General features: G+C 48.4%; 17 protein-coding genes, 1 tRNA gene and 1 pseudogene. 12 read left to right on the forward strand and 7 right to left on the reverse strand.

Annotation, left to right across the window (positions count from 1 at the left end):
• The 4 genes from GS501_RS04300 to GS501_RS04315 form a co-directional block, all read right to left on the reverse strand.
• Complete coding sequence (locus GS501_RS04300) at positions 1-1,443, reverse strand: APC family permease (protein WP_160830592.1); 1,443 nt, start codon at positions 1,441-1,443, stop codon at positions 1-3.
• A gap of 161 nt (positions 1,444-1,604) precedes the next feature.
• Positions 1,605-3,056 (reverse strand): amino acid permease, encoded by a 1,452-nt coding sequence (locus GS501_RS04305; RefSeq protein ID WP_160830593.1) that lies wholly within the window; start codon positions 3,054-3,056, stop codon positions 1,605-1,607.
• Between the two features lie 45 nt (positions 3,057-3,101).
• On the reverse strand, positions 3,102-4,553 hold the full coding sequence (locus GS501_RS04310; protein ID WP_160830594.1) for an APC family permease: 1,452 nt from the start codon (positions 4,551-4,553) through the stop codon (positions 3,102-3,104).
• Between the two features lie 21 nt (positions 4,554-4,574).
• Positions 4,575-6,032, reverse strand: coding sequence for an APC family permease (locus GS501_RS04315; RefSeq protein WP_160830595.1), 1,458 nt, complete (start codon positions 6,030-6,032; stop codon positions 4,575-4,577).
• Between the two features lie 384 nt (positions 6,033-6,416).
• Between GS501_RS04315 and GS501_RS04320 the strand changes: the two genes are divergently transcribed.
• On the forward strand, positions 6,417-7,667 hold the full coding sequence (locus GS501_RS04320; protein ID WP_160830596.1) for a hypothetical protein: 1,251 nt from the start codon (positions 6,417-6,419) through the stop codon (positions 7,665-7,667).
• 35 nt (positions 7,668-7,702) lie between these two features.
• Here GS501_RS04320 and GS501_RS04325 read toward each other — a convergent pair whose 3' ends face one another.
• The gene (locus GS501_RS04325) at positions 7,703-8,815 is read right to left on the reverse strand and encodes a hypothetical protein (RefSeq protein WP_160830597.1); all 1,113 of its coding nucleotides are present in this window, start codon (positions 8,813-8,815) and stop codon (positions 7,703-7,705) included.
• Between the two features lie 360 nt (positions 8,816-9,175).
• On the opposite strand from GS501_RS04325, the gene GS501_RS04330 reads away from it, so the two are divergent.
• The 6 genes and pseudogenes from GS501_RS04330 (at position 9,176) to glyA (ending at position 18,296) form a co-directional block, all read left to right on the forward strand.
• A complete protein-coding gene (locus GS501_RS04330) occupies positions 9,176-10,702 on the forward strand; it encodes a type I restriction-modification system subunit M (protein ID WP_160830598.1) in 1,527 nt (508 codons plus the stop codon).
• Positions 10,692-11,813, forward strand: a complete 1,122-nt coding sequence (locus tag GS501_RS04335; protein WP_160830599.1) for a restriction endonuclease subunit S — start codon at positions 10,692-10,694, stop codon at positions 11,811-11,813. Before GS501_RS04330 ends, GS501_RS04335 begins: the two co-directional genes overlap by 11 nt.
• Before the next feature lie 30 nt (positions 11,814-11,843).
• Positions 11,844-15,133 (forward strand): annotated as a pseudogene (locus tag GS501_RS04340) (type I restriction endonuclease subunit R).
• Between the two features lie 11 nt (positions 15,134-15,144).
• Entirely contained in the window at positions 15,145-15,888 is a 744-nt protein-coding gene (locus tag GS501_RS04345; protein ID WP_160830600.1) for a M48 family metallopeptidase, read from the forward strand.
• 178 nt (positions 15,889-16,066) lie between these two features.
• Positions 16,067-16,888, forward strand: coding sequence for an alpha/beta fold hydrolase (locus tag GS501_RS04350; protein ID WP_160830601.1), 822 nt, complete (start codon positions 16,067-16,069; stop codon positions 16,886-16,888).
• Between the two features lie 112 nt (positions 16,889-17,000).
• Complete coding sequence (gene glyA, locus GS501_RS04355) at positions 17,001-18,296, forward strand: serine hydroxymethyltransferase (RefSeq protein WP_160830602.1); 1,296 nt, start codon at positions 17,001-17,003, stop codon at positions 18,294-18,296.
• Positions 18,297-18,325: 29 nt separating this feature from the next.
• On the opposite strand, the gene GS501_RS04360 is transcribed toward glyA, so the two are convergent.
• Entirely contained in the window at positions 18,326-19,507 is a 1,182-nt protein-coding gene (locus GS501_RS04360; protein WP_160830603.1) for a DEAD/DEAH box helicase, read from the reverse strand.
• Between the two features lie 70 nt (positions 19,508-19,577).
• On the opposite strand from GS501_RS04360, the gene GS501_RS04365 reads away from it, so the two are divergent.
• The 3 genes from GS501_RS04365 (at position 19,578) to GS501_RS04375 (ending at position 22,564) form a co-directional block, all read left to right on the forward strand.
• Positions 19,578-20,513 carry a mitochondrial fission ELM1 family protein gene (locus GS501_RS04365; RefSeq protein ID WP_160830604.1) on the forward strand — a complete coding sequence of 312 codons (936 nt, stop codon included), beginning with the start codon at positions 19,578-19,580 and terminating at the stop codon, positions 20,511-20,513.
• Between the two features lie 17 nt (positions 20,514-20,530).
• The gene (locus GS501_RS04370; protein WP_160830605.1) at positions 20,531-22,417 is read left to right on the forward strand and encodes a hypothetical protein; all 1,887 of its coding nucleotides are present in this window, start codon (positions 20,531-20,533) and stop codon (positions 22,415-22,417) included.
• 72 nt (positions 22,418-22,489) lie between these two features.
• A tRNA-Val gene (locus GS501_RS04375) sits at positions 22,490-22,564 on the forward strand.
• A 794-nt stretch (positions 22,565-23,358) separates the two neighbouring features.
• Here GS501_RS04375 and GS501_RS09840 read toward each other — a convergent pair.
• Positions 23,359-23,637 carry a hypothetical protein gene (locus GS501_RS09840; RefSeq protein WP_202405292.1) on the reverse strand — a complete coding sequence of 93 codons (279 nt, stop codon included), beginning with the start codon at positions 23,635-23,637 and terminating at the stop codon, positions 23,359-23,361.
• A gap of 187 nt (positions 23,638-23,824) precedes the next feature.
• Between GS501_RS09840 and GS501_RS04385 the strand changes: the two genes are divergently transcribed.
• Both GS501_RS04385 and GS501_RS04390 read left to right on the forward strand, forming a co-directional pair.
• Positions 23,825-25,345 carry a class I SAM-dependent DNA methyltransferase gene (locus GS501_RS04385; RefSeq protein WP_237442393.1) on the forward strand — a complete coding sequence of 507 codons (1,521 nt, stop codon included), beginning with the start codon at positions 23,825-23,827 and terminating at the stop codon, positions 25,343-25,345.
• A complete protein-coding gene (locus GS501_RS04390) occupies positions 25,342-26,523 on the forward strand; it encodes a restriction endonuclease subunit S (protein ID WP_160830606.1) in 1,182 nt (393 codons plus the stop codon). Before GS501_RS04385 ends, GS501_RS04390 begins: the two co-directional genes overlap by 4 nt.
• Positions 26,524-26,525: the final 2 nt, after the last annotated feature.

Below are 26,525 nucleotides of genomic sequence, written 5' to 3' on the forward strand. Positions count from 1 at the left end.
TTACATATTCTGGTGGAGCTTACTGTGACGGCGGCTATAGCCAAAATAAATCACGGCACCAATGATGAGCCAAATAATCAAACGCAACCATGTGACGATATCCATAGATAGCATAACGATGGTGCAAGAGATGGCGCCAAGAGCAGGAATAATTATGCCTTTTCCTGGTACACGGAAGCGGCGAGGCGCATCAGGGGCTCTCCAGCGAAGAACCATGACACCAACGCATACGATAACAAAGGCGAGCAGCGTGCCAATAGAGGTCATCGCGCCGAGCATGCTGATAGGGAAACAAGCGGCGAGAAAGGAGCTCATTATTGCGGTTAAAATATGTGAAGACCATGGTGTTTTACGGGTTGGATGAAGCTTAGCAAAAATGGAGGGGATAAGCCCATCATGCGACATTGCCATGGCAACACGACTTTGACCCAGCAACATGCCGTAAATAACGGACATATAGCCTAGAGCAATTCCCAATTTGATGAGAGCGGATAGCGTTGGCATATGAATGCTATCCATCACGGTGGCTACGGGGTTTGGATCATTAGCAAGGTCATGATAATTGACGACGCCGACTAAGACCGATGAAAAGACGACATAAATAACGGCACAGATAAGAAGGCTTCCGACGAGGCTGAAAGGAAGGTCTCGTTGGGGAGAGTGTGAATCTTGTGCGGCGGTTGAAACGGTATCAAAGCCAACATAGGCAAAAAAGATCATGCTGGCTGCTTGCATGACGCCACTAAAGCCGAAGTGACCAAACTCTCCTGTATTTTTGGGCATAAAGGGGTGAAAATTGGCCATATTGACGTGCGGAATACATACAGCGATCACAACAGCTACGATCAAGAGCTTGATAGCAACGATCGCTGCATTGATTTTGCTTGATTCCCCCGTGCTGCGCATCAAAAGCGCTGTAACGATCCAGATGATGAAAACACTTGGCGCGTTAAACCACGCATGTACCACTGTCCCATCCGCTAACGTAACGGGTGTCATAGGCGGGGCGAGGAGGCGTGGGTCTAGAGTAATCCCCCATCCTCGTAGGAGAGAGAAAAAATAACCTGACCAACTGGAGGCAACGGTTGCGGCAGCAACGGTATATTCTAGGATGAGATCCCAACCGATAATCCATGCGACAATCTCGCCCATGGAGCTATAGGCATAGGAATAGGCTGACCCTGCAACAGGGAGCATCCCAGCGAGTTCGGCATAACACAAGCCTGCAAACCCACAGGCAATGGCAGCGATTAAAAATGAAATGACAACGGCAGGGCCCGCATGTTGCCCGGCGGCAACGCCTGTGAGGGAGAAAAGCCCAGCGCCAACCGTGACGCCAATACCAAGGGCCATAAGCTGCCAGGGCCCCATAACGCGTTTTAAATGAGAAGGTTTTTGACGTTCTTCGACAATAGGTTTGATTCGTAAAAAGGATGTGGCCATAGGGCTGTCTCCACCAGAAGGAAATCTAAAAAGACATAATCAAATGCAAACGAGGCATGTCAGGTAACACTCTGACGCATAATACCATTTTTGTGAAATATTTTTTTCCTCTCCATACAAGGAGAGGAACGGTAGAAAATAACTCGGGGAGGGGAACTGCCTTATTCGGAGGTGGAGGAGGTATTTAATGTGCTGCGGTGAATGCCGTAGCAAAAATAGATGATAATCCCGATCACAAGCCAGCAGATGAGGCGGATCCAGGTTGTAATATCCAATGATGCGATGACGACACCACAAGAGAGTATGCCAAGGAGCGGGATGGCGAAAGCACCGCCAGGCATGCGAAAACGACGTTGTGCGTTAGGCGCTTTAAACCGTAGAATCATGACACCTGCACAGACAATAATGAAAGCAAGCAGGGTGCCGATAGAGGTCATTGCCCCTAATATATCAATGGGGAGACAGGCGGAGAGGAGACTGCCCACAATAGCTGTGATGATGTGAGAGATCCAAGGCGTTTTAGAGCGTGGATTGAGGCGTTTAAAATAATCGGGCAGGAGGCCATCTTGAGCCATAGCGAGTGAAACACGGCTTTGCCCCATGAGAAGCCCATAAATAACGGATAGATAACCGATGGTAATGCCTAGCTTAATGATGCTCGAAAACCATGGGAGATGAAGCGTATCAATCACCGTGGCCACGGGGTTGGGGTCGTGTGCCATATGGTGATAATTGACCATGCCGACGATAACGAATGAGAAAATTGCATAGATAGCAGCGCAAATCGCCAAGCTGCCTAAAATGCCGACAGGAATGTTCTTTTGAGGGTTTTCGCTATCTTGTGCGGCTGTTGAGACAATATCAAAGCCGATATAGGCAAAGAAAATCATTCCTGCGGCGCGCATGACACCACTAAAACCAAAATGGCCAAATTCTCCTGTATTGGGTGGAATAAGCGGATGAAAATTAGCCATGCCGATATGGGGAATGCAGATAATGGTTACGCTTGCGATAATGAGGAGTTTCAAAGCAACAATCACAGCATTGATCTTGCTGGACTCACGAGTGCCGCGCATAAGGAGCAGCGTAACAGCGAATATGATAAAGATGCTGGGGAGATTGAACCATGCGTGGGTCTGATGCCCATCAGGCATTGTCACGAGTGTTGAGGGCGCAGCAAGTAAGCGAGGGTCGATAAAAATGCCCCAACCTTGCAACAAAGATGTAAAATAGCCGGACCAACTGGAGGCAACGGCCGAGGCATTCACTGTATATTCTAAGATAAGGTCCCAACCGATAATCCAAGCGACAATCTCGCCCATGGCGGTATAGGCGTAGGTGTAAGCTGAACCAGCCGTTGGCATCATACCAGCAAGCTCAGCATAGCATAAGCCAGCAAAAGCGCAGGCAAGAGCCGCAATGACAAAAGAGATAACAACGGCAGGGCCAGCATATTGGCCAGCGGCAACGCCCGTGATGGAGAAAAGCCCAGCGCCAATGGTCACACCAATACCGAGAGCAATAAGCTGCCACGGTCCTAAAACACGTCGTAATTCTGTTTGCTTCGGGGTATTCGATGTGATCGGTTTGGTGCGCCATATAGGCATGGTCATCGTGTCATCTCCATGATGGTTTATTGGAGGGTTTGGATGTAGGCATTAGTGCTGAGAGCGGGTTTTTCTCAAAAGACTATGGCGTACGCTATAGGTGAAATAGATCACAAAGCCGAGTGCGAGCCAGAGGATAAGCCGCAGCCATGTGACATGCCCCATTGAAAGCATAACGCTCCCACACGCAAGGATGCCTAAACAGGGAATAAGAAAATTTCCACCAGGCACACGAAAATGACGTGGGGCGTGAGGGGCTTTATAGCGTAGCGCCGTAACACCTATGCAGACGATGATGAAAGCAAGGAGTGTCCCGATAGAAGCCATATCGGCTAAGAGGCCGATCGGCAGGCAAGCCGCCATGAGTGAACTCACAATAAATGTCATTAGATGCGTTATATTTGGCGTTGAGGAGCGTTTCCCTAAGCGGCCTAGTAGGGAGGGTAATAGACCGTCATGCGACATAGTCATGACGATACGGCTTTGTCCCATGAGAAGACCATAGATGACCGCAATATAGCCAAGAGTAATCCCCATTTTGACGACGGAACCAAGCCAAGGCACATGCACAGCATCCATTGCTGTGGCGACAGGGCTTGGATCATTTGCAAGCTTATGGAAGTCTACCACTCCGACTAAGACAGCGGAAAAGATGACGTATATAATCGCACAGATGGTCTGGCTACCTAGAATGCACAGGGGCATCGTGCGCTGAGGGTTCTTAGTATCTTGCGCTGCTGTTGAAACGATGTCGAAGCCGATATAGGCCATGAAGGCCAGTCCTGCGGCGCGCATCACACCGCTAAAGCCAAACTGACCAAATTGTCCCTGATTTTGGGGGATAAAAGGATGGAAATGGGCGCGCTGTATAAAAGGAATACACGCAATAATCATCCCGCTAATGACAAGGACTTTGATCAACACAACAATGGTGTTGATACGGGATGATTCACTCATACCACGCATAAGCAGAGCGGTAACAAGACCAATAATGACAATGCTTGGCGCATTAAACCAAGCATGAGCCATAGTGCCATCAGGCATTGTTACGGGAGTGAGTGGAGGGGCGAGGAGGCGCGGGTCTAGCTTGATCCCCCAGTCATGCAGAAGCGAGGTAACATAGCCGGACCAACTGGAAGCAACGGCGGCGGCCCCGACGGTGTATTCTAAAATGAGGTCCCAGCCGATAATCCAGGCGACGCCTTCGCCTAAGCCAGCATAGGCGTAGGAATAAGCTGACCCGCCTGTCGGGATCATGCCAGCAAGTTCAGCATAGCATAAGCCAGCAAAGCTTGCGGCGATGGCGGCGATGAGAAAGGAAAGCGTTACCGCTGGGCCGGCATGTTGACCAGCGGCAATGCCGGTTAATGAAAAAAGACCTGCGCCGATCGTAACACCAACGCCCATGGCAATGAGTTGCCATGGGCCGAAGACACGTTTGAGCTCAGATTTTGGGTTACTCTCTGAAGAGACAGGTTTTGTGCGCCAAAGAGGCGAAGTCATGGAAAATGTCCGTTTGTGGCTTCAGGAATTATGACGGGAAGGCGTGTTGTGAAGGTGACTATGCTTGATGCTGTATGTGAAGTAGATCACGAGCCCCAGAACAAGCCAGATAAGAAGACGTACCCATGTCATGGTTCCGATAGAGGCCATTACAACACCGCATGAAAGAATGCCCAACGCGGGAACCAGGAATGGCCCACCAGGAACACGGAAGCGGCGTGGAACATCAGGGTTACGCAACCGCAGAGCCGTCACACCGGCACACACAATGACGAAGGCAAGAAGTGTGCCAATAGCCGTCATGGCTCCAAGCGCACCAATGGGCAAACAGGCAGCAAGAATACTGCTGGCGATAGCGGTGAGGATATGAGCGGTCCAGGGTGTTTGGCTTCGTTTGTTGAGGCGTCCAAACGCTGGAGGGATCAGGCCGTCACGCGCCATGTTAAGGGCAATGCGACTTTGGCCGATGAGAAGGCCATACATGCCAGAGATATAGCCAAGTGTGACACCAATTTTTACGATGGCGGCAAGCCATGGCATATGCACAGTGTCCATCGCAGTGGCGACAGGGCTTGGGTCATTGGCTAATGTGTGGAAGTCCACAACGCCAACCAGCATGGTTGAGAAGATGATATAAATGACAGCACATGCAGCAAGGCTACCAAGAATACCAATAGGCATATTGCGTTGGGGGTCTCGGGTGTCTTGCGCGGCGGTTGAGACGATATCAATTCCGATATAAGCGAAGAAGGCCATCCCTGCCGCACGAAGGATTCCACTGGGGCCAAAATGCCCAAATTCGCCTTGGTTAGGTGGAATGAAGGGATGAAAATGGCTCAGTTGAATGAAGGGAACGCAGGCAACAACCATACTCGTGATCACGAGGATCTTCAGCATGACAACTAACGTGTTAAACCGCGCTGATTCACTCGTGCCGCGCATGAGAAGAGCGGTAATGGCGCAAATGATGATGATACTCGGTGCATTGAACCACGCATGAGCGGTGCTACCATCGGGCATAGTAACAGGCGTGGAGGGAGGCGCGAGGAGACGTGGATCAATAATGATTCCCCATCCTCTCAGAAGTGATGCTAGATAGCTGGACCAACTAGAAGCGACAGCGGCAGCCCCAACAGTATATTCTAAGATGAGATCCCACCCAATGATCCACGCCGTGCCTTCACCGAGGCCTGCATAGGCATAGGCATAGGCGGACCCACCTGCCGGGATCATCCCAGAGAGTTCAGCGTAACATAAGCCCGCAAAGCTGGCTGCAATTGCCGCGATTAAGAAAGAAAGGGTTACCGCTGGCCCGGCATTTTGACCCGCGACAACGCCGGTAAGGGAAAAGAGGCCTGCCCCAACCGTAACACCAACCCCCATGGCAATAAGACGCCATGGGCCAAAAACGCGTTTAAGACCATCTTGTTGGTCTGTGTGAGGAGCAATGGGTTTTGTTCGCCATAGTGGCATGGACATCGATGGGCCTCTTAAACCTGACTATTATTCTAGAAATGAACGTAAGATGACCTCCTTATAGGGAGTGTATTCGTATAAAAGAAGGAGCTTTTCTCGTTAGAGGGTTAATAATGTGAGATGATAGGAGGGTCTATGATGAAATTTTCTTTCGTTTCCTTCGTATTGGGAGACTTTATCCTACAATATGCGGCGTTTTTTGCCTCTGACACAGTATGATATTTTTCCCATAGAGGAAGGAGTATCCATTCTCGCTAGAAGAAAGAAATTTAGTAAAAATGATTAAATTGACGGAATAAGTATTGCAGCCCATAGTGCGAGACTGTCTGTATTATGATTTTATTACAAGAAAGGTAGAGAGAGTTGTCCTTCCCATTTGCTGTGAATATGAAATTATTCTCGCTGTTGATGGCAATGGCCATCACCCCTAGTGATCATATTAGTGATAACGCGAGGACGTTTAAGGAGGCTTTAAAAGAAGCTGTTCCGCTGGCGGTTAGTACGAACTCGTCCACGATGAGTGGAATAGGGCCGTCCAATTTATCAGCCGTTGCTCCTGCCGTATCTGGAGCTGTCGCCGCATTGGATAAGACAGATTTTAATAAGACTTGGAGTGCTCAAGCATCAAGCAAACAGGCGGCTCTCTTAAGGGAAACTAAAACAAATCTTGATTATCTGCATATAGACTCAAAAATTTCGCCTCCTGATAGCGCGTATCAAGCCGAACATTCCCCAACGATAGCGCAGCTTTTAAATGCAGCGAACGCGGCTTACACGTTGGACCCTGCGGCTCCTAAAGGTTTGCATCCTTTTATTGCGAAGGGCGACCACCAGCAGTTGGCTGTTGTGAACCAAGTAGCAGGAATGTCCGCGCGTGTTTGGTTAAGTGATAAACGGCAAGTGATTATTGCGTATTCAGGAACGTTTGGTGGCGATACACGAACCGTCAATATTGATCAGTGTCTTGGCCAGGTTATGGCTGATCTACCTTCTTTGGCAGGTCAGGTCGCGCAAGTGCAGAAAGATGCTGTCCGGTTTGCTGAATATGTTGTGCAACAGGCGCAACAGCAGGGGATTAGCTCTAATGATGTGTTTGTAACAGGGCATTCATTAGGTGGAGGGCAGGCTCAATACGTAGCACAGCAGACAGGGCTAGGTGGTGCTTCTTTTGATGGTATTGGTATTCCCACATCAGATACGGCTGTCGGTCATGGCGATAATTTCATTAGCTTTGATGTTTATGGTGATGTCTGGGGAAGTTACTCATCAGACGTTCAGGCTGATCAGCCTGTAGCACCTAATTTTACGCTAAAAGGTGGGGAGCTTCATCATTGGGGTCACCTCATTATGATTGGGGACCCGAAGGATCAGGTTGCGCTGCATCAGGACATATCAGCTACGGCAAGCAAAGGTGCTGGGGCTATTTTGGATAACTTCACCAAACATGCGCCAGAGTTTCATTATCCTGGAAACCAGGCGAAGGACTTGAATGTTGCGCTCTTCCCATGGTCTCAGGACCAGGACGCAGGTGGGAAGCTTCGCGGTAAGGTTTTTGACGTTGCGCAAAAGTCCATTGCACAGGCGATCAAAGCAGATCAGGAGAGGAAAGAATATCATTCCTCAGCCCTGCTGCCCTAAGAGCGGTTATTCTTTTAGGTGGTGAGTGATGGATATCACTTGCCACCAGCAGAAATTGTCACGAGAGCACCTTTTTCTGTGCTTGTTTCAGCAAGAGCATTAATGAATTGGAGCATTGAGAAAGCTACTTTGCTTTGGAGGTCTTTCTTTGCAACCCAATACCAATAACCTTCATATTTGATGGATACATAAACATTTGTTGGTTCAGCGGTGCTACAATGGATGATGATGGCAGGCCGGTCATTTGAATGGGTTGTGGTCGGAGCAACGACCCCCTGATCAACGAGTTTTTGAGGGACTTCCATAGAGCCTGCAATATCTTGCCAGATAGCGAGCATGGAACGCGTGATCATAGCGACTTGCCCAGGCTTTGAGGCTGTCTGACCGTAGACAATCTCAGCTTGTTCCGTGTTCGGAGGGATTTGGAGAGATTGTCTTACTTGGTCTTGTATTGATTTCAGCTCTGTATTGGCCGTTTTGGGCAGAAGCAAGAATGACCGTGCTGGTACGGCAGGCTTCGTTTTGCTTGCGGGTTCAGGAGGGAGTGTGAGGATGCTGAGGGCATTGTTTTTCTGTAATTCTTTAAGGGCCCGTAAGAGATACGTGAATCGTACGCTCGCTTGATGGGCATCATCTCCCCCCAGACTGCTTGTCGTGTTGCTTGCTCCTCCCATTGATTGCATGGTGAGCTGTAGAAGCGCGTCGACTGGGAGACCGCTCAGGATGAGAGGGAAGAGAACCGCCGGTGTGATAGGGCGTAGCACGTTATTGGCAAATTGTACCCCAGAGTAAGGCTGATATGTGACGGTGGGGTTATCAGAGTACGATAAACCGACAGAGCCTCCAATAAAGCTACTGGCTCCTGCACCGTTCCATGGTGTCCCGCTAATATTGGCGGAGGCGTTACGAGAGAAAGAATAGCCAGAGATAATTTGTGATGTTTGTAATAATGTTGGGGACATTGAATATCGTAATTGGACGATATTAAAGAGCATTTCTTGATTTTGTTGTTTCCCAATTTCTTTTTCATAATCCAGCCGATCACGCCGCATATTATGAGGGCCAACAGAAGACGAGCAGGATGCGAGTAAAACTGTAAGAAATATCCAGCCTGACGTGGATTTTTTGCGCTTGATGGGGGGAAGCATTGTCCGTGTAAGCCTTAGTGATTGATGGTGTGCGAGGACGTTTGAGTAAAAGAAAAGCGGCTTGGGTTATGATAACCTAAATGAGTCGATAACATGCGTTGCGTTTGCTGTCGGGTTAACATTTACCTGAGCGCGATCCGTTCATTGTTACAGGGGGTTCAGCACTGCCGTTCATTCTCACCTGTCTAAGGTTTGCAAGGCCAAATGTCACCCTATGTCTGGTTCAATAATAATCATGTTATGATAATAGGTCAGAAAAGGGTGGTTTTTTTGTAAGATGAGCCTCGCTTGGTTGGTGATGCGCCATGTGCGGCGTTAGCGACCAGGCCTTTCGCTATATTGCAACATAAGGATTTCATTGTGGCTGAACAAATTTCTCAAGAGACGATTAACAAAGCCCTTTGGAATGCGTGTGATACGTTTCGTGGCACTGTCAGCTCTGACACCTATCGTGATTATGTGTTGACGATGCTGTTTCTAAAATACATTTCCGATGTGTGGCAGGATCATTATGACAATTATCAAAAAGAATATGGTGATAATCCTGAACTGATAGAGGCGATGCTTCATCAGGAGCGTTTTGTTCTGCCCAAAGGGGCGGATTTCTACACGCTTTATAAAGAACGTAACGCCCCTGGTAATGGTGAGCGGATTGATAAAGCTCTTCACGCTATTGAGGAAGCAAACGGGACCAAATTAAAGGATGCAGGGAAAAGCGTCTTCCAAGATATCAGTTTTAATTCTGATAAGCTGGGGGATGAAAAGCAGAAGAACATTATTCTGCGCCATTTGTTGGAAGATTTTTACAAAACCGAGCTGAATTTACGCCCTTCGCGCGTGGGGAATTTGGATGTCATCGGTAATGGCTATGAATATCTTATCGGGAAATTTGCCGCATATGGTGGGCAGAAGGCCGGGGAGTTCTATACGCCAGCCGAAGTAAGTGACGTGCTCTCCCGTCTGTTAGCGCCCCAGCCGGGAGAGATGATTTGTGACCCTACCTGTGGGTCGGCCTCTTTGCTGATGAAATGCGGTCGATATGTCACGAATCATTATAACCACAGCAAAGATTATGCTTTGTTCGGTCAGGAGGCGATTGGCTCCACATGGTCTTACGCCAAGATGAATATGTTCCTGCATGGGGAGGATAATCATCGCATTGAATGGGGCGACACGATACGCAACCCTAAATTATTGGATGACCAGGGCCATCTCATGCGTTTTGATGTGGTGACGGCTAACCCGCCCTTTAGTCTTGATAAATGGGGGCATGAGGAGGCGGAGCATGATCTTTTTCATCGCTTCTCGCGAGGGATCCCACCCAAAACGAAAGGGGATTATGCTTTCATTTTGCATATGATTGCGACGATGAAAGAACGTACGGGCCGGATGGGGATCATCGTGCCGCATGGCGTTTTGTTTCGCGGGAGTTCGGAAGGTAAAATTCGTCGAAAATTGATTGAAGAAAATTTATTGGATGCGGTGATAGGCCTGCCGGAAAAACTGTTCTTCGGCACGGGCATTCCGGCGGCGATTTTAGTGTTCCGCAAAGACCGTAAAACAAAGAATGTTCTGTTTATTGATGCCAGCCGGGAGTTTAAGGCGGGGAAAAACCATAATTTATTAACCGAAGAAAATATTACGAAAATTGTGGATACGTATCGTGCACGGAAAGATGTGGAGAAATATGCTCATCTTGCTACGTGCGAAGAGATTAAAGAGAATGATTACAATCTGAATATTCCGCGTTACGTTGATACATTCGAGGCAGAGGAAGACATTGACCTGAACGCCGTGCGTGCTGAACGGGCCGAGATCAAGGCAGAACTGGCAACGTTAGAAGCGCAGATGGAGGCTTATTTGAAGGAGTTGGGTTATGCTTCCTGAGGGGTGGAAACTAACGAGTGCAGGACGAGAATGTTTTTCTATAGTCTCGGGGCGTAATAAACCGCAAGAATTCTCAGGTAATATTCCATGGATTACCCTTCCTGAAATTGCTGGATGTTATGTGCCATCATACAAACAGACCAAATATATTTCAAAAGATACTATACAAAAATCAGGAGCAAAGTTGGTACCGCAAGGTAGTGTCGTAATATCTATAGCTGGGGAACTAGGATTAGTAGCGATTGCAAAATCTAGCGTAACATTAAATCAGCAATTGCATGCTTTTGTTTGTAAAAAAAGTATAAACAACGAATTTTTTGCACAGTATATTAGGATGCAGAAGAATTTTCTGTATCAAAGAGCTTCAAAGACTACCATCCCATATCTTAATAAAGAAAATTGTGAGTCTATACCTATTCTTCTCCCCCCTCTTCCTGAACAAAAGAAGATAGCGGCGATCCTTTCGACGTGGGATCGGGCGATTGAGGGGACGGAAAGGCTTCTGGCCAACAGCCAAAAGCAGAAGAAAGCCCTCATGCAGCAACTTCTCACCGGCAAAAAACGTCTGCCTGATTTTGCTGGGGAGTGGGCAATTAAAAAGCTCGACGATATTGCCAATATTCAAACAGGAAGTTCCAATCGCCAAGATGCGTCTTCTAATGGAATATATACTTTCTTTGATCGTTCTGAGGAGATTAGAAAAAGCAACAGATATCTATTTGACTGCGAAGCAGTCATCGTTCCTGGGGAAGGACAGAATTTCATACCTAAATATTTTTTTGGAAAATTTGATCTTCATCAAAGAACTTATGCTATTTCAGGCTTCCGTGAATGCGATGGGAAGTTTATTTTCTATTTAATTAGCCATAATAAGGCATATTTTCTCGCACAAGCTGTGGGTTCGACTGTTAAATCATTACGCTTACCAATGTTTCAAAAAATGACTTTGGAGTTTCCCCCCCTCCCAGAACAAAAAGCCATAGCCGCCGTTCTCACCACAGCAGATAATGAAATCACAACCATTGAGGTTGATCTTGCGCGTTTACGCCAAGAGAAAAAGGCGCTGATGCAGCAGCTTTTGACGGGTAAACGTCGAGTGACGATTGACTAGCGCTTTTTAATGTTAGGATAGTGATCCCTTATGTCCTCCGCTCCACGGTTTCAGGAAGAATATAGCGCCAAATTGCCCGCTCTGGCGTTGCTGAGCACGCTTGGCTGGCATTTTTTACCGCCTTCTGAAGCCTTGGCCTTGCGTGGGGGAGATCAAGGGGCGGTGGTGCTGGGCTCGCTTTTGAGGGAAGAACTTCAGAAGCGTCGCTTTGTCTTTGAGGGGCGCGCGCATGCTTTGTCGGACCAAGCGATAAATCGCCTCATCTCCATTGTCTCCCAGCCGGACTTTGTGTCTGGCTTGCGGGATGCGAATGAGAAAATGACCACGCATCTGCTCTACGGCATTGCCGTGACAGAGTTTATTGATGGCCGTAAAGCGACCCCGACCATTGAGTTGATTGACTGGCATAATCCAGATCAAAATAGTTTTACCTTTACGGAAGAATTCAGCGTTACCCGTACAGACCAAACGCAAACCCGCCGGCCGGATATTGTGTGTTTCGTCAATGGGATTCCCTTGGCAGTGATTGAGGCGAAACGCCCAGATGGTCAGCCGGGGAAGGGGCCAACGGTTGAGGCGGGTATCTCTCAAACTCTGCGGAATCAGCGAAAAGATGAAATTCCACAGCTTTTTGCTTATAGCCAGTTGCTGCTGTCCATCACGGGTTATGAGGGACGTTATGGCACCTGTGGCACCCCACTAAAATTTTGGGCCTCATGGACGGAGGAAGATATTCCAGAAAGAGAGATGGAGCGCCTTAAAAACACACCACTCTCTACAGCACAAAAAGATATACTTTTTCGAGAGCGTAAAAAACTGATCGTGCATGGTTTGATACTTGGTCTTCTCGCCCCTTAGTCGTGACGCATCAAGACCGGCTTTTGATCGGGTTGCTCTCACCTCAACGTTTATTGGAGATGACGCGGTTTTTCACGCTGGTAGACCGCAAAAACGGCAAGATCATCGCTCGATATCAGCAGGTTTTTGGCATTAAGCGTTTGTTGGAGCGTATTAAGTCCCGCCGTCATGATGGTGGGCGTGAGGGCGGGGTTGTTTGGCATACAACGGGGTCTGGTAAGTCCTTCACGATGGTGTTCCTCAGCCGTGCGCTTATTTTGGACGAGGCGTTGAAGCAATGCCGTATTTTAGTGGTGACGGACCGTAAAGATTTGGAGCGCCAACTCAGTACGACGTTTTCGACAGGCGGGGAGTTGGCCGATAAAAAAGATAAGCAAGAGGCGTTAGCTACGTCGGGCCGGCGTTTGGCACAGCAGATTGGGCATGGGAATGAGCGTATTATCTTCTCGCTCATCAATAAATTTCATACCGCTACAGGGTATCCCGAATGCCATAATGACAGTGCGGATATTATTGTGTTGGTGGATGAGGGCCATCGTAGCCAGGGCGGTGAAAATCATGCCCGCATGAAACATGCTTTGCCGAATGCTGCTTTTATCGCTTTTACTGGTACGCCTTTATTGAAAGGTAGCGCGACGACGAGCCGTTTTGGCAAACTTATTCATTCTTATACCATGCAGCAGGCTGTGGCGGATGGCACCGTTACCCCGTTGTTATATGAGGAACGTAGGCCGGATTTAGAGGTGAATGACCGCGCTATTGATGCCTGGTTTGAGCGCATCACACAGGGGTTAACAGAGCCGCAAGTGACGGACCTTAAAAAGCGTTTTGCTCGGGCCAATCAGCTCTATAAAGCAGATGATCGCATCCGATTGATTGCGATGGATCTGGCGACGCATTTTGACAATAATATTGATAAAGATCTCAAAGGGATGCTGGCGTGTGACAGTAAGCTCTCCGCTATTCGATACAAGCAATATCTTGATGATGTCGGGTTGTTTGAAAGCGCTATTGTGATGAGCCCCCCTGATACACGTGAAGGGCATACGGAGGTTGATGAGTGCAAACAACCCGAGATTCAACGTTGGTGGAAGGAGAATGTGGGAGACCAGAATGAGGATGACTATACGCGGGATGTTATTGAGCGTTTTGAAAAAGACCCCAATCTGAAATTAATTATTGTTGTTGATAAATTATTGACGGGTTTTGATGAACCTAAGAATACTGTGCTGTATATCGATAAGCCTTTGAAACAGCATAACCTGCTGCAAGCTATTGCCCGTGTGAACCGTTTGCATGACCAAAAGAAGCATGGAGTGCTGATTGATTATCGCGGTATTTTAGCGGAGCTTGATACAACCTTGGCGAAATATGAGGAGCTCGCCGCAAAAAATGTTGGTGGGTATGACCCCAATGATCTCGCTGGGTTATATCGTCAAATGGGTGTGGAATATCGCGAACTCCCGGCTTTATATAAGGCGCTCTGGGATGTATTCGATGGTGTGAAGAATACAAGCGACTTTCAGCAGCTGCGGTCTGTGTTGGTTCCTCGTATGGAAGAGGAGCATGGCCAGATGGTGGATGTTAATCTGAAACGGCGTGATGATTTCTATGAAGTATTGGCAAAGTTTGCTGCTTGTTTAAAAGTTGCGTTGCAATCTGTTGCTTTCTTTGAGGATACGAGTTTCACGGAGGAGGACCGTCGTAATTACAAAGAGACGTTAAAGCAGATGACCAGTCTGCGTCAGATGATCTTACAAGATACAGGCGAGACGATCGATTTTGATCATTATGCCGAGCAGGTGAAGAAGCTGCTTGATCGGCATGTGGCGGGTGTGACAGTTCATGACTCTGAAGGGGTCTATGCGGTTGGCCGTATGGGGCAGAGACCAGAGGATGCGCCAGTAGAAAATTGGAGCGAAGAAAAAACGCGCAATGAGGCTGATCTCATTCGTTCTCGTGTGACGAAAGTCATTGAATATGACATGCAAGATGACCCTTATGCACAGGAAGCTTTCTCCAGCTTATTACGAAAAGTTATTGAAGAAACAGAAAGCCTATTTGACCATCCCTTAAAACAATTCATGCTTTTTAAAGAGTTTGAAGAGCAGGTTGAGCAGCGAAAATTGGATGATATTCCTTCTGTTTTTGATGGGCACCGTCATGCGCAATCTTATTACGGGGTGTTAATAAGAGCGCTTCCCGATATTTTCAATCATAAGCGAACGGAGGCTGAACAGCAGTCTTGGATTGATTTGGCCTTTAAGATGGATCGCATTGTCGATAAGGCTGTTCGAGAAAATTCGCTTAATCGTACGGATATGGAAAGAACAGTACGCAAAGAGCTGCTTCCTTTATTATTTACAATGGGGCAGAAGGTGGGTTTTGGGGTGGATAAGGCCCAAGAGATACTTGAACAGGTGATACAAATCATGCGCGTGGGTTCCATGGAGGCACCATAAGGTTGAGCAGGATGGAACGAGTATTATTCTATGGTGGAGAACCTATCCGTATCACACTCATACCGTGCACGCGCTTACGCACAAAGTTGCGTATTAAAGTCCAGCCAGATCTGAGTGTTCAGGTTATTGTTCCAGAAGGTACATCGGAGGTCGATTTAGAGCATGCGTTACGCCAAAAAACGCGGTGGATTTGGCAGAAATTACAGGGTTTCAAGTCTGTTCAAGAACATGTGATCCCGCGTGATTATGTTAGCGGAGAAAGCCATTTCTATCTCTGGCGGCGGCATGTTTTAAAAATATATCATCTGCCTGATGCTCCTGAGAGAGTGAGGATGTTCCGCAGTCAAATAGAAATATCAGTCCAGAAGCGTCATGCTTTACGCATCCAAAAGCTGTTGGAATTATGGTATTTTACACGGGCACAAGAGGTATTTCGTGCACGTCTGAATGTATTTCTCCCGTCAATGCGTTGGGTCATACGTTCCCCTGAGTTGAAATTACAGGTCATGCGGATGCAGTGGGGAAATTGCTCGCCAGAAGGTGATATCATTACCCTTAACCCATATTTGGTAAAAGCCCCGCGTGATTGTATTGATTACGTCATTTTACATGAGATGTGCCATTTAAAGGAACATAACCATGGTCCTGGTTTTTGGCAGCTTCTCGGGTATGTCATGCCAGATTGGAAGCGCCATAAAGCACGACTGGATGAGATGGCTGAATTACTCCTAGGGAGCCATAGTTTTTTACGCTGATGCAGCGTTGGATTATTCTCTCTGTCTCATGTTCGGCGTATAAAATGCCGCCATGGTGAAAACGGCCACTATGATATGATTTAAGTGCGATATAGTAACGAAATCACGAAAATATGATTGGCGACTCTTTCCAAAAAATGCCCTTCTTTATTTAAGGATCTTTAAGAGGGGCGCCGCTATGTTACGTCGCGTATTTCCACTTACGAGGGGGCGTGTTGTTGGGTTTTCTTTCCTTGTAGGGCTTGCCATTGTTTCTCTCATGGTGGTGCTTCCTGGGAATGGGGCGGCAGATACGGCATCATCAAAAACGATCACACCGACGGTTATTCTCGTTCATGGTGCGTTTGCTGATGGGTCTAGTTGGAGCGGGGTTATCCAGCGTCTCGAGAGAGCGGGTATTCGGTCCGTAGCGGTGCAAAACCCCTTAACGTCGTTGGATGATGATGTTGCTGTAACGAAGCGTGCCATTGCGCAAGCCCCAGGGCCGGTTGTGTTGGTGGGGCATAGTTGGGCGGGTATGGTGATTACCCAAGCAGGGGATGACCCTAAAGTGAAGGCACTGGTTTATGTGGCGGCCTTTGCGCCGGATAAGGGTGAAAATGTCGTTGCGATTGAAAAGAGAGGCCCGAAAGGTCTGGGTAATCCCCAGATTGTGAAAGATGATTTCAATTTCCTTCATTTGACATCAGATAGTTTTGTGCGGGACTTTGCGGCGGATATTCCACAAGAGCAAGCGAGAGTTCTTTCTGCTGTTCAGGGACCATGGGCCGAAAAAGCGCTCTTGCAGCCTGTAACATACGCAGCGTGGGAAACTAAGCCTTCGTGGGATATCGTTACGGAAGACGACCATATGATTTCGCCACTTTTACAGGAGACGATGGCTGCGCATATTAAGGCCCATACGTTACGGATTAAATCGAGCCACGTGGTCATGATAAGCCATCCTCGTGAGGTGACGGCAGAGATTATGAATGCCGTAGCGTATGTTAAAACGCACTGAATGCAAGGCTGAGAGTAGGGTATCGGGGACGTTCTTTTGCAAGGTAGTGATAGACGTTTTTCGGTGGTGCCTTTATAAGGAAAGTGAGTAATTTCCGGAGACAGGGACGACGATGCCTGAACATACCAGCCAGACTGATCTAAAATCTTTCTTTCATAGCCCGCTGAAAGAACGTGATCCAGCCGTTAGTGCGTTGCTCAATAGTGAGCTAAAACGCCAACAAGATGGGATTGAGCTGATTGCCTCAGAGAACATGACGTCTTTTGCCGTTATGGAAGCGCAAGGATCTGTCTTAACGAACAAATACGCTGAGGGTCGCCCTGGACGTCGTTATTATGGCGGGTGTATTGAGGTTGATAAGGTTGAAAGCCTAGCGATCGAGCGTGTTACCAAGCTCTTTGGCGCTGAGTTTGCGAATGTTCAGCCACATTCTGGCGCTAATGCTAACCAAGCGGCTTTTATGGCGCTGGGCAAACCAGGTGATACCATCCTGGGGATGAGCCTGGCCGCTGGTGGGCATCTTACCCATGGTGCCGCGCCAAACTATTCAGGTAAATGGTTCAACGCTGTGCAATATGGTGTGCGCGGGGAAGATGGTTTGCTCGATTATGAAGAAATGGAGCGCCTGGCCCGTGAACATAAGCCACGTATCATCGTAGCGGGTGGCTCAGCGTATCCACGTCATATCGACTTCGCACGTTTTCGTCGTATTGCGGATGAGGTTGGGGCCTCTTTGATGGTGGATATGGCCCATTATGCAGGGTTGGTTGCGGCTGGTCTTTATCCAAGCCCAGTTCCTTATGCAGATATCACAACGTCAACGACGCACAAGACACTGCAAGGCCCTCGCGGGGGGATCATCCTGACGAATGATGCTGAGTTGTTCAAAAAAATTAACTCTGCTGTGTTCCCAGGGCTTCAAGGTGGCCCGCTTATGCATGTGATCGCTGGTAAGGCGGTGGCTTTTGGTGATGCGTTGAAGGATCACTTCAAGGTTTACCAGCAGAACGTTCTTAAAAATGCTCGTGCATTGGCTGATGAGCTGTCATCACGTGGTTTCAATATCGTGACTGGTGGGACGGATAGTCACATCGTGCTCGTTGACCTTCGCCCAAAGAAGGTGACGGGGAAGAAAGCTGAAGAGCTGATGGAACGCGCAGGAATTACGGCGAATAAGAATGCTATTCCGTTCGATCCAGAAAAACCTTTCGTGACGTCTGGGGTACGTTTGGGCAGCCCAGCGGCAACGGCACGTGGTTTCGGTGAAGCAGAATTCCGCGAAATTGGTCGTATGATTGACGAAGTGCTGAGCGCTGGGGAAGACGATACAGCGACAATCGAGCGTATCCATAAGGAAGTGCTTGAATTGTGCCATCGTTTCCCAATTTACGATCGCGCATCAGCGTAAGATGTCTCGTTCCAGCGTTGGCCGTTCTGTCAACGCTGGAGTGTATCGTGTGTGACGATACGAATGCGGTGATTAATATGCCGCTCAATCTCTCTCAATAGCCCTCTTTCAGTCACAGAGATGAAAGAAAGGGCGCGGCCGCTGCGGCCCGCGCGCGCGGTACGCCCGATGCGGTGTACATAAGTGTCCGGTTTGGGGGGGAGATCCACATTGATGACAAGTTGAATATCCTCGATATCAAGCCCGCGCGCTGCGATGTCTGTGGTGACAAGTATGTTCTGTGTGTCGCTCTGGAAACGGGCAAGAGCTTGTTTGCGTTCTCCGGGTGTTTGTCCGCCATGAAGGGCAAGGGCGTTGAAGCCTTTCCTCCGTAATAGACGTGCGAGCGCGTCCGCACGGTGTTTCGTCTTGACGAAAAGAATGCTTCTTCCTTGAGGAAGGCTTTGCGTAAAGAAGGTGAGAAGCGTTTTCTCTTTCTCATGTTCTTCAATAAAGAGGGCGCGTTGGCGGAGACGGCGGGGTGTAACGCTTTCTTCTGGAAGAAGAATACGCACCGGGTCATGTGTCACCTTACGGGCCAATGCCATGACGGGCTCAGGGAGGGTGGCAGAGCAGAAGACTGTTTGAGGGCGATCAGCCATATAGGGCACAAGGGCCGTCATGCTTTCTGAAAATTCTTCATCCAAAAGGCGGTCAGCTTCATCGAGTACGAGATAGATGAGTTCGCTCAGGATAAGCTCTCCATTATCGACAAGCTCTAAAAGCCGACCATGCGTGGCAACGATAATATCCGCGCCCTCTGCGAGGGCACGTGTCTGTTGAGCGCGCGGGACACCTCCACAAATAACGCGTGTCCGGACAGAAAGTTGGCGCCCTAATTGCCGGCAAATACCCGCCGTTTGCATGGCAAGGTCGCGTGTCGGTTCAAGAATGAGGATACGTGGTGTTGAGAAGTCCTCAGTTCCTTCCTTCTCTTTGATATGAGCGAGTTTTTGTAGGGCAGGGAGAACAAAGGCTGCGGTTTTGCCTGTTCCTGTCTGGCTGGGGAGGAGAACATCGCGCCCTTGTAAGAGGGCGGGAATGCCTTCTTGCTGGATCGGTGTCGGGCGTTTCATCCCTAAGGTCCGTGCGGTTTGGCAAAGAACAGGAAGAAGGCCAAGGCTCTCGAAGTCTGTTTGTGATGAGGGGGAAGGAGGGGATGAGGGGGCCATGATGAATGTTCTTGTCAGATGGAAGTGAATTCGAGAGATAGAGAGTTGTTATCCCTGACGGAGCCTGCCGATGCATGCAACACTTATAGCAGAAAATTTTGTTGGAATGTGGTCTCAGGCGAGAGGTTTAGCAGAGAGAGCCGGTTTTCGACACAGTCAGCAGCCCATCATAAAACGTGAGACTATCTGGAAACGGCTCCCATCACGATTATGGGTGCGCCCGTTGAGCGTGATTGAACCGATACAGCTTTCTCCTGAAACACGGCTGATCATGAGTGTTGGCGGTTGCGGTGCGGTGGTTGGGGCTGCGTTAGGGAAGCGTTATGGTCTTCCTGTTGTGCAGATTCAAAATCCACGGACGTCTCTTCACCCCTATGCTCTCGTGGTTGCGAATACGCATGATCGTTTAAAGGGAGAGAATGTGTGCGTGGCAAGGACGGCCATGCATGGCGTGACGGAGGATTTTCTACAGCAGGCACGGCAGCGCTGGGCCTCTATCATACGATGTGATGATAAGCCCGTTTTAGGTGTATTGCTGGGGGGATCTAACGGTCGGTATCGTTTTGGGGAGCTGGAGGCACAGATCATTGCTGATAAAATGGAGGCCTTCATCAAACAGCATCAGGTGCATTGTGTTGTGACCTCGTCACGGCGGACAAGTGAGCGAGCGGTGGCTCTTCTTAAAAAGCGGCTTGAGCCTTACGGAGCATGTTTTAGGGGGGGGGAGGGGGAAGAGAATCCTTATGCCGGTATTTTGGCGTGTTCGGATTGTCTGGCTGTGACAACTGATAGTGTGTCAATGATTTCTGAAGCCGTGGCGACGACACAACCTGTTGGTATTTTGCCTTTAACGGGGCATTCCACACGTATAGGAGAATTTATTGATCTCCTGATGAGGGTTGGGCGCGTACAGTCTTTTGATGTTAATATGGCGCGTCAGCCGGTAGAAAAACTTGACGATACTACGCGAGCGGCAGAAGAAATACATCGTCGCATTATGCTCTGAACAGAGAAGGCAGGTTTATGCTCAATGTCTGTACGTTTGGCCCTCAAGGGGGCAATGTCTTGTATAAAGCATTGTCTCATCCCTTGGTGGTGGATGTCTTGCGAGCGTTAGAACGTGAATTGTCTGGTCGGTTTTTTGCGATCTATGACCCAGAAGGGTATCTCCCAACGCTTATAGGGCTGAACCCCGCATTGAAGCCCAGCGTGGTGTTGACCCATGACACAGAGCAGGTTGGGAAGCCTGATGGTTTAGGAGGAACACTGAAAGCCCTCGTGGAGCTTCCGGCCGTTGAGGTAGAGTGTGTTCTGGTGGCGTCGTTTGAGCATGCCAAGATGCAGGCACGTCTAGAGGGGCTTTTAAATGGGCGTCCTCTCTATAGTTTGGAAAAAGCGCGCCTTCCATCGTCATTCCTTCCTTATAAACGACGTTATTTAGATAAACTTAATTTTGCGACGAATTTTGCTTTCTTTCGCGATCATGAAGAATTTTCAACGCGTTTGGTTACGGCCAATTATTGGTCAAATTATGGGGCAGAAAAACTCATCTATTGGTTCCGTCTTTTTGATCAAAATGGGCATGTTCTGGCGGAGTGGGAGCACAGCCTGACGGAGGCGAATGCGAGCGTTGTGGTGGATAGTCGTGAGGTGCGACAGCGCTTTAACCTTCCTCCCTTTACCGGACAGCTCTTTGTGCATGTTATTGGGGCGAAGGGGCATGATGTTGTTAAATATGCGCTTGATACGTTTGGCCGAAACGGAAACCCGAGCCTCTCGGTAACGCACGACGCTAATTCTTGGCCATCAATGCGTTTTGCTACGCTACCAGCGCCCGACCGAGATGAAATCGTCACGGTTTGGTTACAGAATAGCCATGGCACATCCATTCCTGAGGGGGCGATTACCTTTAATCCGATGGGGGAGGAGGATCATCGCTCCATAGTGCGGGAGATTAGGCCTTACGAGACGGTAGCTGTGGATGTTGGCACGCTTTTCCCTGAGCTCACATGGCCAGCACAGTTGGAGCTCCGTTCAGGGCAACATGTTGTCCGGCCGCGCTACGAGATTAAACAACGCGGGCGGACGCGGATTGCGCATCTTAATGTTGAGCGGCGTGATTTAACACCAGACCCTGCGATCAAAGCTTTCCCAGCCTCTCTGGGGCGTGGTTTTGTTTTACCGTTCCCTGTTTTGGACCCTCAACGGTTTGAGAGCATCGTGCAGCCTAACCCGATGTCAGAGGCGGTTAAAACATTACCTCTTCGTATTGATATTTTTGACGAAGAAGGGCGTGAGGTTGGTTCTCATTTTTTAGGAAATTTACCACGACATCATCGTAAAGCTCTCGCCTTGCATGAGTTAACAGACCAGGCAGGCCATGCGGATCTCGTTTATGATTTTCGTGACGGAGGGGAGGCTGACGGGTGGTTACATGCTTTGATGCGTTATCGCGACCGGCAAAGTGACCACGCGGCTGAAACGAGTTTTGGGGGGCATATTTTCAACACGGTGATGACCTGGCGCTCAGAACCGCAATCATATTCAGGGCCACCACCCGGCTTGACGACGCGTCTGTTTCTCAAGCTTGGGCAGAATGATGAAAATATGTCCTTCTGGAGCTTTTGTTGCCTCATTTATCCAACGTCAGTCGCTGGGCGTAAACCATCCGAAACGGATTTGCATCTCTATCGTGCGGATGGTGGAAAGGTCGCGCAGACACGGATAAGCCTGCAGCCTTCTGGCTCCTTCATTGTACGCCCATATCAGCTCTTCCCAGAAGACGCGTTGCAAGAGGCTGGGGAAGGCGGGTATGTGCTGATCCGTGATTTAACCTGCCGTTTATTTGGGTATCATGGATTGGATAACGGCCAAGGGGCATTCTCTTTAGACCATATGTTTGGCTTTTAAAAAGGCGTTAGGTGATGGGGAGGCTCTTGTCAGTGAGCCTCTTGGCTGGTAGAAAGCCGCTCATTACATCATGGGTGCGTAGCTCAGCGGTAGAGCACTGCCTTCACACGGCAGGGGTCACAGGTTCAATCCCTGTCGTACCCACCATGATCAAAAACCATTCCCCCCAGAAAATAGCCAGTTTTCGTTTGTTTTTGTGCATGTAGCCGTAGTGTTGTGCGTTCACGGAAGTTCATCGGAATGCACGATTCATCGTTATAATTGACACGGCGGTTTAGCCGTGAGGATAGCTCGGGCCTGCTAAGACAGCGCGGCATTCAGCACGCACATTCCCATAATCCCGCATCATTGTAGGAAGTTCTTCCAAGTCAGTATAAGCCTGCAATTCATGTGCTATTCCGGCGCAGTATATCGTCTGGTGCTGTCACATTAATTTTTGCGTGTTAGATGAGGACATGAGCAAGCCTACAGTGAGTTACAAACGGTATCGATTTCCGCGTGTTCTGATGGTTTCCCATCAGAGAACATGAAATATTGAAGCGGTAAACCACGCAGTTAAGAACGCAACTAAGAGCGAAGGTATAAAACTTATTAATGTCACTATCCATAAAATAGTGTTTATTGGGCGGCGACGTATTAGCTCCACAGACACCAATAAGAAATTAATAACAACGAAGAGCGGCATTGCTTGGAAAAGAAGAGTTAGGGAACATAGAAAAAAAAACGCCCCCGAGTTTCTGCTGGGTGGCATGTCCCATAAAAAAAGTGAGCATACTGCCACTGCGAGGGAAGGGTATGCAGCACAGACGTCTGTGAGCAGCATGATAAGTAAGAGAATTGTTTTCCGTCGAGACAAAATGTCCATCCTACACTGATTATAAATTTTGAATCCTTCACCTATAAATGTGTAACATAGTGGTGACCTCCTATCGTTTTTTTCGTTACTCCTCGATGCGGCCAGGAAGCTTGGGCCAATGGCCGTAGATTATTTTTGTGTTGGCGAGGCGTTCGATTTCAGCGAGATAAGTTTGGGTTTTGGGGCCGCCGCGTGCTTTGTAATCGACCATGCCCTGTTGGGTCTTAATATGATCTGCTGTAGCGGCGATGAGGACAATAGAGAGGAAGGATGATGCTGTTTTTTCATAGCGTGTTGTGACAGCCCGCCATGTTGTGATGTGCCTCTTCCTTTTTGTTGACCTAGCGTGGGATAGTATCTGCAATATTAGATATCGTATAAGGTAGGAAAAATTATCGTTAATGGGCCGTATCGTATCCCGAGAAAAACAGGCGTTAGGTTCGCGGTCCCCAGTGTAAGCTGGATGTGCTTCTGAACGAGAAATGGGCTTCTTTCTTATTGTCGCCCCAGTCGGTATCATTGCCTCAAAACATGACCCTTAGGAGCGTATTTTGAGCATTGAGAAAACCTTGTTTGCTGCAGCTAACAAAATGCGTGGGGCTATGGATGCTGGGGAGTATAAGCATATTGCCCTTGGCTTGTTGTTTTTACGCTATGTCTCAGAAGCGTTCGTTCGTCAGAGAGAGGTGATTGTTTCTGAAGGGGGAGACCCAGAGGATCGCGACGAATATCTGGCTGAAAGTGTCTTTTTTGTTCCCCAAGTTGCGCGATGGGAGACATTGAAGGCAGAGGCGAAAGATACGCAAATCGGCATCAAAATTGATGAGGCGATGCGCAAGATTGAGGCTGAAAACCCGATCTTGAAAGGGGCTCTTCCTAAAGGGTTTGGGCGTGAGAGTATCGCGCCGACCTTACTCAGTGGGTTGATTGATTTATTTTCTAACAAGCTGCCCTTGAATGGCACTCAAGCAGACTTTGACCTGATCGGTCGGGTTTATGAATATTGTATTGGTGAGTTTGCCGGAGAAGAGGGCAAGCGGGGTGGAGAATTCTACACGCCAAAATCCATTGTTGAGACGTTGATTGAAATGATCGAGCCGACTCATGGGCGCGTCTATGACCCGTGCTGCGGGACGGGAGGCTTCTTTGTTCAGTCAGAAAAGTTCATAACTGCCCACCAAGGGCGACGCGATGATATCGCTATTTACGGGCAGGAGAGGAACCATACGACGTTTGGGCTTGCCCGGATGAATCTTGCGATCCGTAGTATCTTTGCTGATGTACGCTGGAATTCAGAGGGTACTTTGCTGCGTGATGAGTTCTCTGATGAACGGTTCGATTATATCCTCGCAAATCCGCCCTTTAATATTAAAGACTGGTCGGGAAAGCTGTTGCGAGAAGACCAGCGCTGGCGGTTTGGAGTGCCACCTGTTGGTAATGCGAACTTTGCGTGGATCCAGCATATCTATGCTCACCTATCGGCCAGAGGAATTGGCGGTGTTGTCATGGCGAATGGTTCCATGTCGTCCATGTCCGGTGGGGAAGGAGAGATACGCGAGGCTTTGGTAAAAGGTGAGGCCATTGATTGCATGGTCGCTCTCCCGGGTCAGCTCTTTTACGGCACACAGATTCCGGCGTGTTTGTGGATTTTGGCCAAAGACAAATCCAACGGTCTCGCTATGGATGAGAAACTGCGTGATCGACGTGGCGAGGTGCTTTTTATTGATGCGCGAAAGATGGGGGCTCTTGTTCCTGGTTCTCGCAAGCAAAAGGAACTTTCAGCAGAGGAAGTGCACCATATCGCGGCTACCTATCACGCATGGCGTGGCGAAACGCGTGATGGTGCGTATGAGGGTGTCCCCGGCTTCTGTAAGTCAGCGACCACAGAAGAGATTGCCGCTAATGGGTTTGTCCTCACGCCCGGCCGTTATGTAGGCGCTGAGGCGGTTGAAGAAGATGACGAACCCTTTGAGGAAAAATTCTCCCGCTTGAAAGCGATATTGCAGAAGCAGTTCGCTGAAGGTCGCCGGTTAGAGGCTGAGATTGAGAAGCGGTTGGGAGAGTTGGGATGAAGGGGTGGAAAACTCGTAAACTGGGCGATTTGATAGAATTAAAACGTGGCTATGATCTTCCATACTCCAAGCGGGAGAAGGGAGATTTTCCGATTATATCATCTTCGGGATTAAGTGGTTATCATTCGGCTTACAAAGTAAAAGGACCGGGTGTTATTGCTGGACGATATGGTACAGTTGGACAGATATTTTTCTGTAGACACCCTTTTTGGCCATTAAATACGTCATTGTATATAGTTGATTTTCGAGAAAACTTTCCTAGATTCTGTTATTATTTCTTAAAAACGTTGGACTGGCACCAATTTAATGACAAGAGTGGCGTCCCTGGTGTCAATCGCAATGATGTTCATCAAGAGAGAGTAAAGTTCCCCCCACTCGCCGAACAAAAAGAAATAGCGGCTGTTCTGGGAGCGTTAGACGACAAGATAGAAAATAATCGCAAGACAGCAGCAACATTGGAGGAAATGGCGCGGGCATTGTATCGTTCGTGGTTTGTTGATTTTGATCCCGTTCATGCGCGCGCGGCAGGTCGTGCTCCTGCTCATATGGATGCGGCTACGGCTGCCCTTTTCCCTGATCGTTTCGGGGAAGATGGGCTGCCGGAGGGGTGGCATATATGTCATATAGGAGATGAATTAGAAATTTTTGATTCAAAACGGAGACCATTATCAAAGGCCCAGCGGTTGAAAAAAAATGGGAGTATTCCGTACTATGGAGCAACTTCTGTGATGGATTATGTAGATGAGTTTCTTTTTGATGAGGAGTTGTTACTGCTTGGAGAGGACGGATCAGTTATCCAAGAGAGTGGGAGGCCGTTTACCCAATATATATGGGGGCCGGCCTGGGTGAATAACCATGCTCATGTATTAAAAGGTAAGAATATTTCAATTCCTCATTTAAAATGTTTCTTTGATCAAGTGGATATTTCAGGTTTTGTAAATGGAGCTGTTCAAATGAAGTTAAATCAGAGTAACTTAAAAAAAATTCCCTTTTTGAAGGCATCTTTAATAGTACAGAAAAAGTTTGATAGTATTGTAACCATGTGGTTCCAATATATTCGTTCTCTAAGAGAACAATCCCAAACCCTCACTACCCTACGTGACACACTTCTCCCTCGTCTCATGTCGGGAGAGCTAAGGGTGGGGAAAGCGAAAGAAATGGTCGAGGAGGTTCTTTGACA

Origin of the sequence: Saccharibacter sp. 17.LH.SD (genome assembly GCF_009834805.1) — a bacterium.
Classification (GTDB): domain Bacteria; phylum Pseudomonadota; class Alphaproteobacteria; order Acetobacterales; family Acetobacteraceae; genus Saccharibacter.

Coding starts and splice junctions, on each gene's coding strand:
- GS501_RS04345 (WP_160830600.1), top strand. CDS start 15,145: ATGGAACGAGTATTATTCTATGGTGGAGAACCTATCCGTATCACACTC.
- GS501_RS04390 (WP_160830606.1), top strand. CDS start 25,342: ATGAAGGGGTGGAAAACTCGTAAACTGGGCGATTTGATAGAATTAAAA.
- GS501_RS04335 (WP_160830599.1), top strand. CDS start 10,692: ATGCTTCCTGAGGGGTGGAAACTAACGAGTGCAGGACGAGAATGTTTT.
- GS501_RS04315 (WP_160830595.1), bottom strand. CDS start 6,032: ATGTCCATGCCACTATGGCGAACAAAACCCATTGCTCCTCACACAGAC.
- GS501_RS04370 (WP_160830605.1), top strand. CDS start 20,531: ATGCTCAATGTCTGTACGTTTGGCCCTCAAGGGGGCAATGTCTTGTAT.
- GS501_RS04325 (WP_160830597.1), bottom strand. CDS start 8,815: ATGCTTCCCCCCATCAAGCGCAAAAAATCCACGTCAGGCTGGATATTT.
- glyA (WP_160830602.1), top strand. CDS start 17,001: ATGCCTGAACATACCAGCCAGACTGATCTAAAATCTTTCTTTCATAGC.
- GS501_RS04365 (WP_160830604.1), top strand. CDS start 19,578: ATGCATGCAACACTTATAGCAGAAAATTTTGTTGGAATGTGGTCTCAG.
- GS501_RS04350 (WP_160830601.1), top strand. CDS start 16,067: ATGTTACGTCGCGTATTTCCACTTACGAGGGGGCGTGTTGTTGGGTTT.
- GS501_RS04310 (WP_160830594.1), bottom strand. CDS start 4,553: ATGACTTCGCCTCTTTGGCGCACAAAACCTGTCTCTTCAGAGAGTAAC.
- GS501_RS04305 (WP_160830593.1), bottom strand. CDS start 3,056: ATGACCATGCCTATATGGCGCACCAAACCGATCACATCGAATACCCCG.
- GS501_RS04320 (WP_160830596.1), top strand. CDS start 6,417: ATGAAATTATTCTCGCTGTTGATGGCAATGGCCATCACCCCTAGTGAT.
- GS501_RS04300 (WP_160830592.1), bottom strand. CDS start 1,443: ATGGCCACATCCTTTTTACGAATCAAACCTATTGTCGAAGAACGTCAA.
- GS501_RS04360 (WP_160830603.1), bottom strand. CDS start 19,507: ATGGCCCCCTCATCCCCTCCTTCCCCCTCATCACAAACAGACTTCGAG.